The 14,950-nt window shown below is 36.0% G+C and carries 17 protein-coding genes; 5 read left to right on the forward strand and 12 right to left on the reverse strand.

The window, feature by feature from the left end; all coding sequences use genetic code 11:
- Positions 1-2 precede the first annotated feature (2 nt).
- From LA20249_RS05540 to LA20249_RS05555, 4 genes are all read left to right on the forward strand, one after another.
- Positions 3-854 carry a transporter substrate-binding domain-containing protein gene (locus tag LA20249_RS05540; protein ID WP_057736682.1) on the forward strand — a complete coding sequence of 284 codons (852 nt, stop codon included), beginning with the start codon at positions 3-5 and terminating at the stop codon, positions 852-854.
- Positions 855-940: 86 nt separating this feature from the next.
- A complete protein-coding gene (locus LA20249_RS05545; RefSeq protein WP_057736680.1) occupies positions 941-1,726 on the forward strand; it encodes a transporter substrate-binding domain-containing protein in 786 nt (261 codons plus the stop codon).
- Between the two features lie 31 nt (positions 1,727-1,757).
- Entirely contained in the window at positions 1,758-2,453 is a 696-nt protein-coding gene (locus tag LA20249_RS05550) for an amino acid ABC transporter permease (protein ID WP_057736678.1), read from the forward strand.
- Positions 2,453-3,208, forward strand: a complete 756-nt coding sequence (locus tag LA20249_RS05555) for an amino acid ABC transporter ATP-binding protein (protein WP_057736676.1) — start codon at positions 2,453-2,455, stop codon at positions 3,206-3,208. Before LA20249_RS05550 ends, LA20249_RS05555 begins: the two co-directional genes overlap by 1 nt.
- A gap of 60 nt (positions 3,209-3,268) precedes the next feature.
- Here the strand turns inward: LA20249_RS05555 and LA20249_RS05560 are convergent, their stop codons facing one another.
- The 10 genes from LA20249_RS05560 to recX all read right to left on the reverse strand — a co-directional run bounded on the left by LA20249_RS05560 (position 3,269) and on the right by recX (position 10,746).
- Positions 3,269-3,853, reverse strand: a complete 585-nt coding sequence (locus LA20249_RS05560; protein ID WP_057736674.1) for a histidine phosphatase family protein — start codon at positions 3,851-3,853, stop codon at positions 3,269-3,271.
- Positions 3,853-4,425, reverse strand: coding sequence for a histidine phosphatase family protein (locus LA20249_RS05565; RefSeq protein ID WP_083477853.1), 573 nt, complete (start codon positions 4,423-4,425; stop codon positions 3,853-3,855). The genes LA20249_RS05560 and LA20249_RS05565 overlap by 1 nt, the downstream gene beginning before the upstream one ends.
- 4 nt (positions 4,426-4,429) lie before the next feature.
- Positions 4,430-5,344: an amidohydrolase family protein gene (locus LA20249_RS05570; protein ID WP_057736670.1), complete on the reverse strand. Its 915-nt coding sequence runs from the start codon at positions 5,342-5,344 to the stop codon at positions 4,430-4,432.
- On the reverse strand, positions 5,335-5,976 hold the full coding sequence (locus tag LA20249_RS05575; RefSeq protein WP_057736668.1) for an SDR family oxidoreductase: 642 nt from the start codon (positions 5,974-5,976) through the stop codon (positions 5,335-5,337). Before LA20249_RS05575 ends, LA20249_RS05570 begins: the two co-directional genes overlap by 10 nt.
- An 11-nt stretch (positions 5,977-5,987) precedes the next feature.
- Positions 5,988-6,998, reverse strand: a complete 1,011-nt coding sequence (locus LA20249_RS05580; protein ID WP_057736666.1) for an aldo/keto reductase — start codon at positions 6,996-6,998, stop codon at positions 5,988-5,990.
- A 23-nt stretch (positions 6,999-7,021) separates the two neighbouring features.
- Positions 7,022-7,984, reverse strand: coding sequence for an aldo/keto reductase (locus tag LA20249_RS05585; protein WP_101836876.1), 963 nt, complete (start codon positions 7,982-7,984; stop codon positions 7,022-7,024).
- A 4-nt stretch (positions 7,985-7,988) separates the two neighbouring features.
- Complete coding sequence (locus tag LA20249_RS05590) at positions 7,989-8,336, reverse strand: MerR family transcriptional regulator (RefSeq protein ID WP_057736664.1); 348 nt, start codon at positions 8,334-8,336, stop codon at positions 7,989-7,991.
- An 85-nt stretch (positions 8,337-8,421) separates the two neighbouring features.
- Complete coding sequence (locus tag LA20249_RS05595; protein WP_057736662.1) at positions 8,422-9,306, reverse strand: LysR family transcriptional regulator; 885 nt, start codon at positions 9,304-9,306, stop codon at positions 8,422-8,424.
- A gap of 56 nt (positions 9,307-9,362) precedes the next feature.
- Positions 9,363-9,896, reverse strand: coding sequence for a nucleoside tri-diphosphate phosphatase (gene ntdP / locus LA20249_RS05600; RefSeq protein WP_057736660.1), 534 nt, complete (start codon positions 9,894-9,896; stop codon positions 9,363-9,365).
- 79 nt (positions 9,897-9,975) lie between these two features.
- On the reverse strand, positions 9,976-10,746 hold the full coding sequence (gene recX, locus LA20249_RS05605) for a recombination regulator RecX (RefSeq protein WP_057736658.1): 771 nt from the start codon (positions 10,744-10,746) through the stop codon (positions 9,976-9,978).
- A gap of 66 nt (positions 10,747-10,812) precedes the next feature.
- Here recX and rlmD point away from each other — a divergent pair, with 66 nt between their 5' ends.
- Positions 10,813-12,192, forward strand: coding sequence for a 23S rRNA (uracil(1939)-C(5))-methyltransferase RlmD (rlmD, locus tag LA20249_RS05610; RefSeq protein WP_057736656.1), 1,380 nt, complete (start codon positions 10,813-10,815; stop codon positions 12,190-12,192).
- A 123-nt stretch (positions 12,193-12,315) separates the two neighbouring features.
- Here the strand turns inward: rlmD and LA20249_RS05615 are convergent, their stop codons facing one another.
- Together LA20249_RS05615 and LA20249_RS05620 are read right to left on the reverse strand one after the other, a co-directional pair.
- Positions 12,316-13,299, reverse strand: a complete 984-nt coding sequence (locus tag LA20249_RS05615) for a LacI family DNA-binding transcriptional regulator (protein ID WP_186809206.1) — start codon at positions 13,297-13,299, stop codon at positions 12,316-12,318.
- An 8-nt stretch (positions 13,300-13,307) separates the two neighbouring features.
- Positions 13,308-14,741 carry a sucrose-6-phosphate hydrolase gene (locus LA20249_RS05620; protein WP_057736652.1) on the reverse strand — a complete coding sequence of 478 codons (1,434 nt, stop codon included), beginning with the start codon at positions 14,739-14,741 and terminating at the stop codon, positions 13,308-13,310.
- Positions 14,742-14,950 lie beyond the last annotated feature (209 nt).

Raw genomic sequence — 14,950 nt, forward strand, 5'->3', positions numbered from 1 at the left:
TTATGAGAAAAAAATGGACCAAGTTAATTTCATTTGCAACTGTTCTAATGACTTTAATGCTGATATTATCCGGCTGTGGTAGCAACAGTAATAATGCCTCATCAACTTCTAATTCCAGTAGTGTGGCACAAATAAAAAAACGTGGTACGATTAAAGTTGCTGTTTTTGGTGATCTTCCACCTTATGGCTGGGTCAATAAAGATGGTAAGAGAGTTGGTTATGATGTCACCTTGGCACATAAGATTGCTAAAGATTTAGGCGTTAAATTAAAATTTGTTCAAGTAAATGCTAACAACCGTGTCGATGCTTTGAACGCAAACAAAGTTGATATCATCTTAGCTAATTTCACGGTTACGAAGGCTCGTCGTGATGTTGTTGACTTCGCCAAACCATATATGAAGGTATCTGTTGGTGTAATTTCGCCAAAGAATAAAGCCATAACTGAACCTAAACAATTACAAGGCAAAAACTTAATCGTTACTAAGGGAACGACCGCTGAAAATTACTTTACTTCTAAACAACCTAAGGTTGATCTTCTAAAATTCGATTCTAAGACTCAACAATTCAACGCTTTAAAAAACAATCGTGGCGTTGCTTTAGCTGACGATAATTCCTACTTGTATGCTTGGGTCAAAAATAATCCTAACTATACCGTTGGAATTAAAAGTATCGGACCAAAGCAATATATTTCTCCCGCTGTCAAAAAAGGTAACAAATCTCTTTTGAACTGGACCAATAAGGAAATCACCAAATTAAACAAGCAAGGCTTCTTCACAGATGACTATAATAGCCAATTAAAACCTTACTTTGGTAGTGAAGTTAAGCCTAACGATATTATTTTGCCTCAAAAGTAGTTTCTAAGTCATTATACTTTCTATGAACTTATATCTTGTGAGACAACAAAAAATGATGAAATTTTATACAGGGGGATATACAAAAAATGAAAAAGCGAATTGCTTTAATTTTAACGACAGTTGTAGCCTTGATTTTGGTTCTAACTGGTTGCTCAAACAAAAATAGCGCCAACAACGACACTAAGACACAAGGAACATTAACTGTAGGTCTAGAGGGTACCTACGCACCTTATTCATATCGTGACGATGGTAAACTTAAAGGATTTGAAGTTGACCTTGCCAAAGATATTGCCAAGAAACTAGATTTGAAGACTAAGTTTGTTCCTACTAAATGGGACTCATTGATTGCCGGATTAAATTCTAATACTTTCGATGTTGTTTTCAATAATGTAGCTAAGAATCCATCACGTAAGAAACACTATATTTTCTCAACGCCTTACATTTACTCCAAATCAGTTATCATTACTAAAGATGGTACTGGTATCAATTCCGTAGATGATATTAAGGGTAAGAAGATTTCTGCCGGAACTGGAACAGATAACTACAATCATGCCGAAAAATTTGGTGCTAAAGTGGTTCCTGCTGCTGACTTCCAAACTGACATGTCAATGATTGATCAAGGACGTGTTGCTGGTGCCATCAACTCTAGAGAAGCTTTCCTATATTGGAAGAAGAGTCATAAGAATACTGATTTGAAATACATCACTATTCCTGATAACAAACTTGAACCATCAGAAATTGCTCCAATTTACAACAAAAAATCAACTCACCTACGTGGCCGTGTCAACAAAGCTATCAAGGAACTTTACAAAGACGGTACAATGAAGAAACTTTCAATTAAGTACTTCGGTGAAGATATTACTAAAAAATAACTTATAAACTCATTGAGGGGGTTTTAACTTCATGTGGCACATTATCATTACATCGTTACCAGAAATGATTTCTGCAATGTTGCAATTTACCATTCCATTAGCTATCATTTCATTCATTTTTGGTCTGATCTTAGCCGTTTTAACAGCATTAATTAAATTTATTGAACCAAGTGAAAATAAACTGATCAAATATCCTTGGTTAGTGCTTCGCGCTATTGCTAACTTTTATGTTTGGTTGTTCCGTTCTACTCCACTACTAGTTCAATTATTTATCATCTTCTTTGGTCTTCCTAGTGCTGGTATTCAACTTTCACCATTCATCGCAGCCGTAATTGGCTTCTCAATGAACACCGGTGCTTACGCTTCGGAAACGATTCGTTCGGCTTTATTATCAGTCCCTCAAGACCAATGGGATGCAGCTTTTACCTTAAACTTCACGACTAAACAGACTTTAATGAAAATTGTACTGCCACAGGCCGTTAGAATTGCTTTGCCTCCATTGTCTAATTCATTCATTGGTTTAGTGAAGGATACATCATTAGCTAGTTCAATTACCATTCTAGAAATGTTCCAAGTCAGTCAACAAATTACAGCCAAGAATTTCCAACCACTTTTGATGTATTCATTAGCTGCTTTCTTGTATGCCGTTATCTGTTCACTACTTACGCTATTACAACATTATCTTGAACGTAGAACTTCAAAATATGTCAAAGGAAGTGAAGCTTAATGATCACATTAAAGAATGTCGTTAAAAAATACGGTAATAAAGAGGTACTCAAGGATATCAATGTTGAGTTTCCAGATGGTAAAACTACTGTTATTTTAGGACCTTCCGGTTCTGGTAAATCCACTCTACTGAGGTCGTTAGATTTACTAGTTAGACCAGAAAGTGGGACTTTAAACTTTGGTGATTTAAAATTGGATTATTCTCAACCAGTTTCAAAGAAATTAAGCTTTGACGTTCGAAAGAAAACTAGCATGGTTTTCCAAAATTGGAACCTCTTTCCCAATTTAACCGTGTTACAAAACATCACAACAGCTCCTGAGACGGTTCTTGGTAAATCCAAGAAAGAAACACAAGAACGTGCTAAGAAGCTCTTGGAGCAAGTAGGATTGAGTGAATATGCTGATCGTTATCCTAGCCAACTTTCTGGTGGACAACAACAACGTATTTCCATCTGTCGTGCTTTAGCTATGGATCCTGAGTACATCTTATTAGATGAACCAACTAGTGCCCTTGATCCAGAATTGGAGACACAAGTACTGTTAATCCTAGAAGAATTAAGTAAAATGGGCCAATCAATGATTATTGTGACTCACAATATGGAGTTTGCGCGTTCCGTTGCTGATAAAATCGTCTTCGTTGAAGATGGGAATATTCTTTTCGACGATACTCCAGATCAGTTCTTTAATCATCCCACTACTAGAATTAAAGATTTCTTATCGGGGATTACCTTTAATGATAAAAGTTTACAAAATTAATGAGTATGATAAAAAGGGCTTCAGTCAACTGACTGAAGCCCTTTTTATCTAATCTAAATTTCAATCCACTACATTAATCGTTTCATTGTAGTGAAACTTATTATCAGAAAAAGTAAATTTCAAAACGGAACAGTTTTTCATTTCAACATGTTTAACAATTTCATCTAACGGAATCCAATTTTTCAAGAAAAGATAAATTGAAGCGCCATGACCAACTGCTAAAATTTGTTGATTATCTTTTCGATTCATCAAATCAGTCAAAACTTCAACCATTCGTTTTTGTACGGCATCAGCTGAATCTCCACCATAAGGTACAAAAGCATCTCCAACTGAGCCAATCTTAACATCATACTTGGGATTAATAAATTGATCTTCACCCTCAAACAAACCAAAGTTCCACTCTTTCAGACCCTTGAGGCGCTGATAGGGTTGCTTGGTAACCAATTCCAAAGTATCGCAAGCACGTTCTTGAGTCGATGAATAAGCATGATCAAACTTAATGTGTTCTCTTTGAAAATATTTGCCAACCTTCTTAGTATCAGCAATCCCCTTTGCGGTCAAAGGCGAATCACAGATGCCTTGAATTTTCTGTAATTTATTGAAGAGAGTCTGTCCATGACGCATTAAATAAAGTGTTTTAACCATTAATCATTCACTTCAATCGTTTTTTCGTAATTAAAAGCTTTATTATCATATGAAAATTTCATTGCTGAACAATTGGAAATATGAAGCTTATGCTCTTTGACCCACTTTAAAACGAACATATGGATTGCACCACCATGACTAACTGCCAAGACCTGTTGATTATCAGGACGTTCCATAATTTCAATCAACGTTTGATTGACCCTTCTTTGTACTTGATCAGCCGATTCCCCACCATAAGGCACAAAAAAGTCACCATAGGAACCGACACTTTTATCAACTGGAGGATTTAAACGCTCACTTTCACCTTCAAAGACACCAAAATTCCATTCTTTTAGACCTTTTAACCTTTGATAAGGTTGTTTAGTAATCTGTTCCAATGTATCGCAAGCGCGTTCTTGAGTTGATGAATAAGCATGATCGAACTCAATACCTTCTCTTTGAAAAAGCTGCCCCACTTTCTTGGCATCAGCAATTCCCTTTTTTGTCAAAGGTGAATCACAGGCTCCTTGAATCTTGTGTAACTGGTTGAATTGAGTCTGTCCATGGCGCATCAAATAAAGCGTCTTACTCATCAGATCATCCCTCTTTCAATAAATTAATTAAATTATCGTGATAAATCTTTTTTCTAGTCGATGTAGAAATATCCATTTCATCAATTGCTTTCATAACCTCAGAAGTGGCTCCATTAGGCATGACTGCAAATGGGGCATCAGTTCCGAATAGCAAATGATCTTCACCATAAAAATCTAAAGCTAATTCCAAAGCCTTCGTATTGCCCAAGATAGCCGTATCAACATAAAATTTCTTAAAATCTAAATATTCTTGCTCGGACATAGTGTGTTTTATTCGACCATCAAAAAATGGCACCATTGCTCCAGCGTGATGAACTATAATTTTTAAGTTAGGATACTTTTCAAAATACCCTGCTTCAACAATTTGATACATTGCCTGTGTTAATTCATATTCCCAACTAAAGGTAATATTATTATCTCGTTTAGATTCATCGAATACTGGATGCAACCAAATTGGCACCTGCAATTTTTCAGCTTCTTGAAAAATGACTTCAAATGAGTCATCTGCAATTGACCTTCCTAAAGCTCGTGTAAATAATTGAATACCCACAAATTCACTATTTTTTGAAACATCTTGAATGATCTTTACAGTTTCTTTGAGGTTATTCATAGGCACCATCGCTACAACAGCCTCAAAAATATTACTATTATCTTTTTGGATTTGTAACAATTCACTATTAGCTTTCCAACACATTTGAGCAGATTTTTGACTATCAAAGTAATCCTCAGGATTCAAATTAACGTTAGAGATTATTTGTTTCACATTTTGTGGAAAAGCTTGATTTCTAATTTTAAAATCACTTAAAGAGGGAATTTGTAAAAAAAGATTGTCCTCAATAATACTGGGAACATCTTTTTTAATATCATTTAGTAACTGCTGTGGCAAAACATGTGCAAAAGCATCTAATTTTAGATCCATGCTGGTTTATCTCCATCCGTATTAGGCTTATCCAAACCAACACTTTCACCAATGTGGCTCTTAGGATCATTGATCAATTTGATTACAAAATCAGCGATACTCTTTCGTGATACTTCGGTGCCCTTAAAAGCATCCGTTTTCTGAGTAGTCTCATAATCAACTTCATCTTTATTAGTCATCCAAGCTGGGCGAATCATAGTGTAATCTAAATCTGACTTCTCAATCAATTGAGCTGATTTCCTAAATCCTGGTAAAAAGTCGGCAATAGCTGATTCGTTCCATTCACCAAACTTACCCAAAACTTCATGATATGCACCTAGTGAACTAATGAAGATCAAACGCTTTTGTTTAGCTTGATCCATTGCCTTAATTAAGCTAGCCGTCTGATCGGCTAAATTAACCCCACCGACATTCGAATAAACAAGATCTACATCTTTCATAGCCTGAACTAATTCAGCAGTTTTCAAAGTATCGCCATCAATCACTTCAACTCGTGGATTATCTTGATATTGTGACAAACGTTGACTATTCCTTAAAAAGAGCTTTAATTCTATCGTAGAATTCTTTAATAATTCTTCAGTAACGATACGTGCTGTTTGACCATAAGCTCCGACAATTAAAATTTTACTCATATTCTCTTCTCCTAACGTGTAAAATCACTTTCTTCTTTAGTGAATGCTCCCACTACCTTATGGGGTAAATATGGTTCCTCTAAATATTTCACATCTTCCAAATCCAGTTTTAATTTAAGTGCATCAACTGAGCTAGCCAAATGATCTGGATTAGTAGCACCAATGATCGGTGCCACAACTTGTTTCTTCTGTAACAACCAGGCAATGGCTACTTGTGCCATGGTGACGTGATACTTATCGGCAACTTCACCAACGCGTTTAACAATTTCCATATCGTTATTTTCAGCTTGATCATACTTACTCTGAGCTACCTTATCAGTTTGAGAACGTTTCGTATTCCCCTCCCAAGTCCGACGTGTCAAATGTCCTGAAGCTAAGGGACTGTACGGCGTTACGGCAATATTTTCTTCCTCACAAAGTGGCATCATTTCTCGTTCCTCTTCGCGGTACAACAGATTCAAATGATTTTGCATAGAAACAAATTCAGTCCAATTGTGCTCTTGAGCAATAGCCTGAGCCTTCTCAAATTGCCAAGAATACATCGCAGAAGCTCCAATATAGCGAGCTTTCCCCGATTTAACAACATCATGTAAAGCTTCCATTGTTTCCTTAAGTGGCGTGTTATAGTCAAATCGGTGAATAATATACAAGTCTACATAATCCATATCCAAACGTTGCAAGCTCTTGTCGATTTGCGTCATTATAGCTTTTCTAGATAATCCATGTTGATTAGGCTTATCAGACTTCGTAAAGAAGACCTTTGTAGCAACAGCTAATTCATCACGGTTAGCATACTTCTTCAAAGCTTTTCCTAAGAATTCTTCACTATCGCCGTAAGAATAAATATTAGCAGTATCAAAGAAATTAATCCCTAGGTCCAAAGCCCTTTTAATCACTTGCTCACTCTTTTCATAATCGACTGCCCAAGGAAATACGCCCGTCTCGGGACGTCCAAATCCCATGGTTCCTAGACAAATTCTTGAAACATCCAATCCTGTATTACCTAATTTACGATATTCCACTTCAAAAGCTTCCTCTCTGGTAATTATTGCATAGGTTTTTCCCACTCTCGAATAGTACTTACTGCGGTTTGATCACCCAGCCTATCCAATTCTTTGACTTCATTATCATCCAAAGTTACTTGAGATGCTTGATAGGCGTCCTCAATATGCTTGGCTTTAGTTGCACCGATAATTGGAACAGTACCTTTAGCAATAGCCCACGATGTAGCAATTTGAGCAACATCTAAATTTTTAGTTTGGGCAACTTTTCTCATTCCATTAATTAAATCTTCTAACTTATCCAACTTGCCATTATAAACTTGCGCACGTTCACTATTCTCAGGGAAAGGATGCTTAGTGTCATACTTGCCTGACAAAGCTCCTTGCTCTAGTACCATATATGAGAAGAATGTAATATCATTTTCGTTACAGTAATCAATAATTCCGGAAGTTTCAGAAGTTCTATCCAACAAACTTAAATGATTTTGGACAGCAGAAACTTTTAATCCCACGGCATTCAAAATCTCATTAGCACGTTTAATTTCTTTTAAACTATGATTTGAAACACCAATGTATTTGATTTTGCCACTCTTAGCTAGAGGAATAATCTTCTTAGTCCATTTATCGACATCAGCGGGATTATGAATCCAATAAATATCGATATAATCGGTATTCAATCGTTTTACACTACCGGCAAACATATTTTCAACTGGCTTATCCGTCTCATCCGCAATTTGAGGAGTAAATTTCGTTGACAAGAGAATCTTATCTCGATCAATGTTCTTAACGAATTGTCCTAATATTTCTTCTGAAGCACCCATTCCATAAACAGCTGCAGTGTCCCAAAGATTCAAGCCTAATTTCATGGCTGTATCAAAAACCGGTCGAAGATCTTTTTGGGTCAAACTGTTACCAAAGACTTTGTTCGATTGAGATTTATCTTCACCCCATGCCCAAGTTCCTAAAGCAACCTTAGGTAAATTCAAATCTTTTTGCATTTTATTCATTAATTTAGTTCTCCTTTTTCAATTCATGTCGTAAGTAATCAATTCTTTCCAATTGTTTCTCTTGAAAATGAATCTCGTCTAACTTCGACTTTCGTTTTTGACTCAATAAGTCGATTCGCTCCTGTCTTGAATTAGGAATTTCTAACAACAGACGCATGTATCTTTCAATCTCCTTATTTTTAAAACCAATATCGTGCAAAGCCATGATCGTACTTAGGCGTTCAATATCTTGACTATCATATTGCCACTCACCCATCACAATTTTCACAACATTGCATAATCCCCAAGATTCATATTCATTCAAAATGCGAATGGGAATACTATATTTCTTGCAAACTTCTTTTTTATTCATAATTTTTCTCTCAAAAAAAATAGATGCTCCTTTAAGGAACATCCATATTATTACGCCATTTTAATGAAATGTATAATGCTTATTTTTAATCTTTTGAAATGCTCTCAAGGTATTTCTTAGCAAATTCAATAAAAGTAGATACGGTTCGTGATGAAGTCTCATCTGCTTTCCAAGCGAGAACTGAATTATATGTTAAAGCTGGTTTCAACGGAACGAAGGTCACATCGTCATACTTTGCTTCCAAGTTTAAACTCAGGGCACTGCCTAGACCACGTTTAACCAAAATAGCTGAATTATATAGTAAATTATACGTCGAAACAAATTCAATAGATTTAGCATATCTGCCAAACCAGTGATTGATTTCATTTTGCATCTGTTGACTGTGTGACATAATTAAAGCTTGATCTTTCAAATCTTTAGCCGTTATATATATTTTTTTAGAAAGCGGTGAATCATTACGAATCAAAATCCCCCAACTCTCCATTTGTGAGAACCGGGCAAAATCATATTTGGTAGTATCAACTGGCTCAATCATGACACCCATATCTAGCAAACCTTGCTCGATTCCAAAATTTATATCCTTAGCATTGCCACTTTGAATATTAAATGTTACCAAGGGATATTTCTTATGGAAAGAGACAATAATATCACTCAATTCATTCATCCCGCGAAACTCACCACTACCAATAGAAATATTACCAGATAGTTCTGTTTTATCTGAAGAGAGTTCATCTTTAATTTTGTCGCTCAATTGTCGCATCTCTTCGGCACGTCTTCTGAGTAACATTCCGTCTTCAGTCAGAGTAATCTTATGGCTTTGCCTAACAAAAAGTTTTGTTCCCAATTCTTCTTCCAAGTTAGCAATCTGTCGAGAGAGCGTTGGTTGACTGATATGCAATAAATTTGCAGCTCTAGTAATATTTTCTTCTCTAGCAATCATTAAGAAATAATTCAAAACACGTAGTTCCATAATTTCCTCCTAATAAAAAAGACCACCACTACGGCAGTCTCTAGGATATAGCAATCCTAATGGTGTGACAGTTCCTCATATCTTTGCATCCAAAGATCAACATAGGCCTGTGAAAAAGGGCCCTTTTTCTTATCGATCCAATCAATTAAAACGTCGACATTATCATGTAAAATTGTATCTATTTCAGGTGGATAATTCCACATTTTACTGTGTGCAGCATATTCATTCACATCCAGTAATCTTTTTTCACCATCTGGAAAAACTTTAACATCTAAATCATAATCAATATATTTGATGGCCTCTTTATCTAAAGCGAACGGCGTTGCCAAATTACAGTAATAAGACACTCCACTATTTCTAATCATAGTAACAATATTGAACCAATATTTTTTATGAAAATAAACTAATGCGGGTTCCCTAGTTACCCAGCGACGTCCATCAGCTTCAGTGACAAGAGTATTCTCATTACAACCGATAATTTCATTCTCACTTGTCTTTAGCACCATTGTTTCACGCCAAGTACGATGTAAATGACCATCATGCTTATAACTCTGGATTGCTACGTAATCCCCTTCTCTAGGAATCTGCATAACATACCAGCTTTCTAAAAACCTAAAACTTATCCAAAAAAAGTATAACAGAGCTGTGAAACGATTAAAAGATAAACAGTTAATTGTCTGCGTCTAACACTTTTTTTATTTCATCATAATGGTAACCTTTTGTCATCAAATAATTGATCAATTTGGCTGGTTTATCGTAGCGGTGTTGCACTTTAGTTATCATATTTCTTAATTTTTCAAGCTCCTCATCTTCATCAACTTGTAAATCTAATTTTTTTATTGCCTCACTAGTGATTTCACCATCAAATCCCTTTTGATAGAGACTCTGACGAAGTTTAGTCAACATTTGTTGAAAAGAAGCTCGTTTTTGTTTACGAACTTGTTTTTGAGCAAATTCAATTGCGTTTTCTAATAAAATATCCCGATCAATTCCACTCAATTTATCTTGAATAATATTATTTGGAACACCCTTTTTGACTAATTTTTGCTCAATAATTTTCGGCCCATTGGCACTCATCCGTAATTGAGTGTTGATAAAACTCTGAGCGTAATTATCGTCGTCAAGATAATGGAGATCTCGCAAGCGCTGCAACGTTATCTCAACTGCGTCCTTGTGATATTCCTTCTTATATAAATATTCTTTGATTTCTTTTTCCGTCCGCAATTGATAACTCAAATAATTTACTGCATCGCCATAGGCTTTATTCACATTTTCACGATCTTGAATCTCTTTAACTTGATTATCAGTTAATTCAACATCTTTCATCAAGCGAAACTCAATCAAAGTATTCTCTGCTACAGGAAAAGCATACTTACCATCAAGATAAATATTGAATCTCCCCTTACGTTTCTGGGCCTGGATTTTCGTAATTTTTGCCAAAATATTATTACCTCACATGTTATACTCAAGTGTAAGTTTATCGCAAAAACAATCAAAGGAAAAATTATGGATACAAATATAACTCAAGAATTAAAAGTTGGTGACAAATTTCCACTGACTATCAAACGGATTGGTATCAATGGTGAAGGTATCGGCTTTTTCAAGCATGTCATCGTCTTTGTGCCCAAGGCTGTCCCCGAAGATGTCATCGTCTGTGAAGTCACAGATGTTCATCCCCGCTTTTTAAATGGTCGTATTCACAAAATCAGACAAGCTAGTCGCTTCAGAAATCCTGATACACCAGCTTTGGCTAGTAAAGTCGGTGGATTAGAATTCGCCCACATCAAATATGAGGATCAGTTGAAATTTAAAGCTGATATTCTCCGTGAATCATTGGCTAAGTATAAGCCCTATGCCTATGATAAATATATGATCCGCCCCACTGTTGCTTCTGTTCAACAGGAAAAATATCGCAACAAAGCTCAATTTCCTATTCAAGAAATCAATGGTGAAATCCGTTGTGGACTTTATAAGACCGGAACTCAGGAATTAGTTGATCTACCAGAGATGCCAACACAAATGGATCTTACTATGTCGGCTATCCGTAAAATTGTTCAGATGGTCAAGGATTTAGAAATTCCCGTTTTCAATCCTGAACAAAAGTCGGGAATTCTAAGTATGATCGTCATTCGTGAATCAGTCGAATTTAACCAACTACAAGTTACTTTCATTACTCGTTCACCTAAATTTATCAAGGAACATCAATTGATCGAAAGTATTCAAAAAGAAATTCCCGAAGTCAGTTCTATTTCTCAAAATATCAATAAAGAAGATCAAGGTTCTGTCTGGGGTGATGAAACAAAATTGCTCTGGGGTGAAAAGTATCTCCAAGAAGACATTAATGGCTATCTTTTTAACCTATCCCCACGTGCCTTTCTTCAATTAAATTCACTTCAAACTGATAAACTATATGACCTCGTCAACAAAGCTCTTGAACCTAATCAGCGTGATATTTTACTCGATGCCTATTGTGGTGTTGGAACAATTGGCATTACTATGGCAGATACTGTCAAACATATTTATGGAATTGAAATTATTCCTGAAGCCATCGAAGATGCTAAACAAAACGCCAAATTGAATAATGTTGAAAATGCCGATTATTACGTCGGTTCCGTTGATAAAATTTATCCTGAATTATTAAAAGATGACATCAACGTTAATTCAATCGTGGTTGACCCACCAAGAACTGGTTTGGAGGATAGTTTGATCACAACTTTAGTCCGTAATCCCGTTGAAAAACTAGTTTACGTTTCTTGCAATCCCTCTACATTAGCTAAAGATCTAGTTAGATTGACTGATCGTTATCGAGTTATCTATTTACAACCAGTCGACATGTTCCCACAGACACCACATGTTGAAACAATCGTTAAGTTAGTTAAGAGATAAGCGTCACTAATAATCAACTTTCAAATATTAAGACAAATGGCTCCAGGTAATTAATACGTTACCTGGAGCCATTTGTCTTAAATAAAAAATTATATTGTGTTTCACATTTATATCATAAACTTACTAAATAGTCGTTTCACCAGTAATCAATTTAACTGGCAAAACATAATTATCTTCTAATTGACATTCGTGATCATCAATTCTTTTTAACAATAAATCAATCATCATCGTCACAATATCAGCAATAGGTTGCATGATAGTCGTCAATTCAGGATGGTAATTTTGGATAAATCGAGTCCCGTCATATCCAATCAATCTGATATTTTCAGGAATCTTAATACCTAATTCTCGCGCTTGTTGAATGACCAAGAGCGCCGTTAAATCATCGGTACAAAAGATTCCATCAACGTTTTTTTTCAGCAACATTTCCTTGATCTTTAGTCCTTTGATATTAGGAGTTGAACTAAAACGTAATTCCAACAAATCAAATGTTCGATCTCTTTTCGCCAAAGTATCCTTAAATCCTGTCAATCTGGCATTAGTTGGACTATTCGGACGATTGGCCCCAGTAATGATCTGAAAATGTTCACTACCTGACGCCAATAATGCTTGGGCTGCCAATTGCCCACCGTGATAATTATCAGAGCTGACAATCGGAATATTTTCCGATAAATAACGGTCAAAAGAGATTATCGGTAAACCGACTTTTTGATACTCTTCGATACCGAGATTATGCGACCCAGCAATAATCCCATCAACTCGATTGGCCATCAACATTCTTAAGTAAGCTCGTTCTTTTTCCGAATCGCTGCCAGCATTACAAAGAATCATTCGAAACCCTTTTTTAAAAAGTTGATCTTCAATTTCTTGAACCATTTGACCAAAGAAAGGATTACTGACGCCTGGCAAAATAACTCCAATCAAATGAGTCTTCTTCCCTTTCAATGACCGTGCCAAACTATTGGGTTGATAATTCAACTCTTTCATCGCCGCAAAAACCTTTGTTTTCGTTTTTTCAGACAGTGAACCATAATTGTTAATTACCCGTGAAACAGTTGTAGGAGAAACCCCTGCTAGTTTTGCAATGTCATCTAACGTCGCCATAATCTACCTCATCAATAAATCTTATCTAATTGAACCTTTTTTATCGAAACATGTTCTGATTCCACAAAGAAACGTTGACCTTGTGGAAAAATACGACCAGTAATGACCTTTTGTCCACCATTAATGTACAATTCAAAAACAGTGTTGTCCAAATACATTTCAAAATCAATTGACTGGTTAATGGCAGTCTCTGCACTCCGCGTCGTTCCAAAGTCGGTCGCAAACTTAATTCCCATATTGGTTCGATCAACTAATATTTTACCATTAGTTGTATCAAGCATGACCTGCAATTCCTCACCAAGATCAGTCTTGATCGTCAAAGTTCCAATTGAATCCAACACTCGTCCCGACAGTTTCGCTTGTGGCGTGATTTCTTTTGAGGCAAGTTTTTGCTCAATTAATTGCTCATTTTCAATCACGGGAATTTGATAGAGCTGATTATTTTTAATCTTTAACTCCTTGATCAGGCTAAAACAGTTGGCCCAGCCCTCATTATCTGATGGATAAGAAGTATCAGGCAGGCCAATCCAACTAACCGTTAAAGCACGACCATCTGGTGCGTTGAATCCGTGTGTAGCATAGACATCAAAACCATTATCCAAATTCTCCATCTTACTGGGATTGATAAAAGTGAAGGTTTCCCAATCAAATCTTTCGCCAATCACATAAGCATTAGGGAAAACATTATCATGTTTCAACACATTATTGTTGACTCCCTGTGGGCAAAAGATCAAAACCGGACGATCATCGACAAACAATAAATTAGGACACTCGATCATGTAACCACAATCTTGTTGTGTGAATTTCAACTCCGTCTTATAAGACCAAGGACCCGTTACTTGTGCGGCTTGATAAACTAAAATATGCCCAGTATCATCTTTTTTTCGTCCACCGATCAACGCAAAATATTGACCATCGTGTTCAATGATCTGTGGATCACGAAAATGATCTGTGAAACCAGACTTAGGTTCAGGTATTAAAGGAGTCGAAATTTTCTCAACCTTATTATTCTGATCCATCCAGGCACCGTCTTGTTTTGGATGTCGAACCCAATTTTTGTCCCTGACATTGCCGGTATACATTAAGAATAATTTATCCCCAACAGGAATAGCAGAGCCTGAATAAGTCCCGTGACTATCCTGCTTATCGCCCGGCAAAAGTGTTGGTCCATAATCTTGCCAATGAACTAAATCATCTGAAATCAAATGCGACCAATTCTTTAAACCATGTACCGCACCATAAGGGTAAGATTGGTAAAATAAGTGCCACTGACCATTAAAATATGAAAAACCATTTGGATCATTTAACAGACCCGTTTTTGGTTGAATATGATAGCCCAATCGCCAATGCGATTGCCCTATTTTTTTTCTAATATCTTCAATTTGATTGTTTGACCAAGCTTGATAAGGTCTATATCTCAATTCAGTCGTCCAATTTGTAATCATAATTCCTGCCCATACTTTCTTTAATTGCTTTTATTGTAAGCGCTATTAGTTGCAATTGTCAATCGTATGACATTTGCATTTATGATGTATTCCAATAGCTATTTATAAATAGTATCTAATCATTAATAATATTTTTGTCAAACGTTTGACAATTTTAAAAACGCATGTATTATAGAAAGTGTCAAAGCGCTTACATAGTCTACTCAGGG

The organism is Companilactobacillus alimentarius DSM 20249, from assembly GCF_002849895.1.
Lineage (GTDB): Bacteria > Bacillota > Bacilli > Lactobacillales > Lactobacillaceae > Companilactobacillus > Companilactobacillus alimentarius.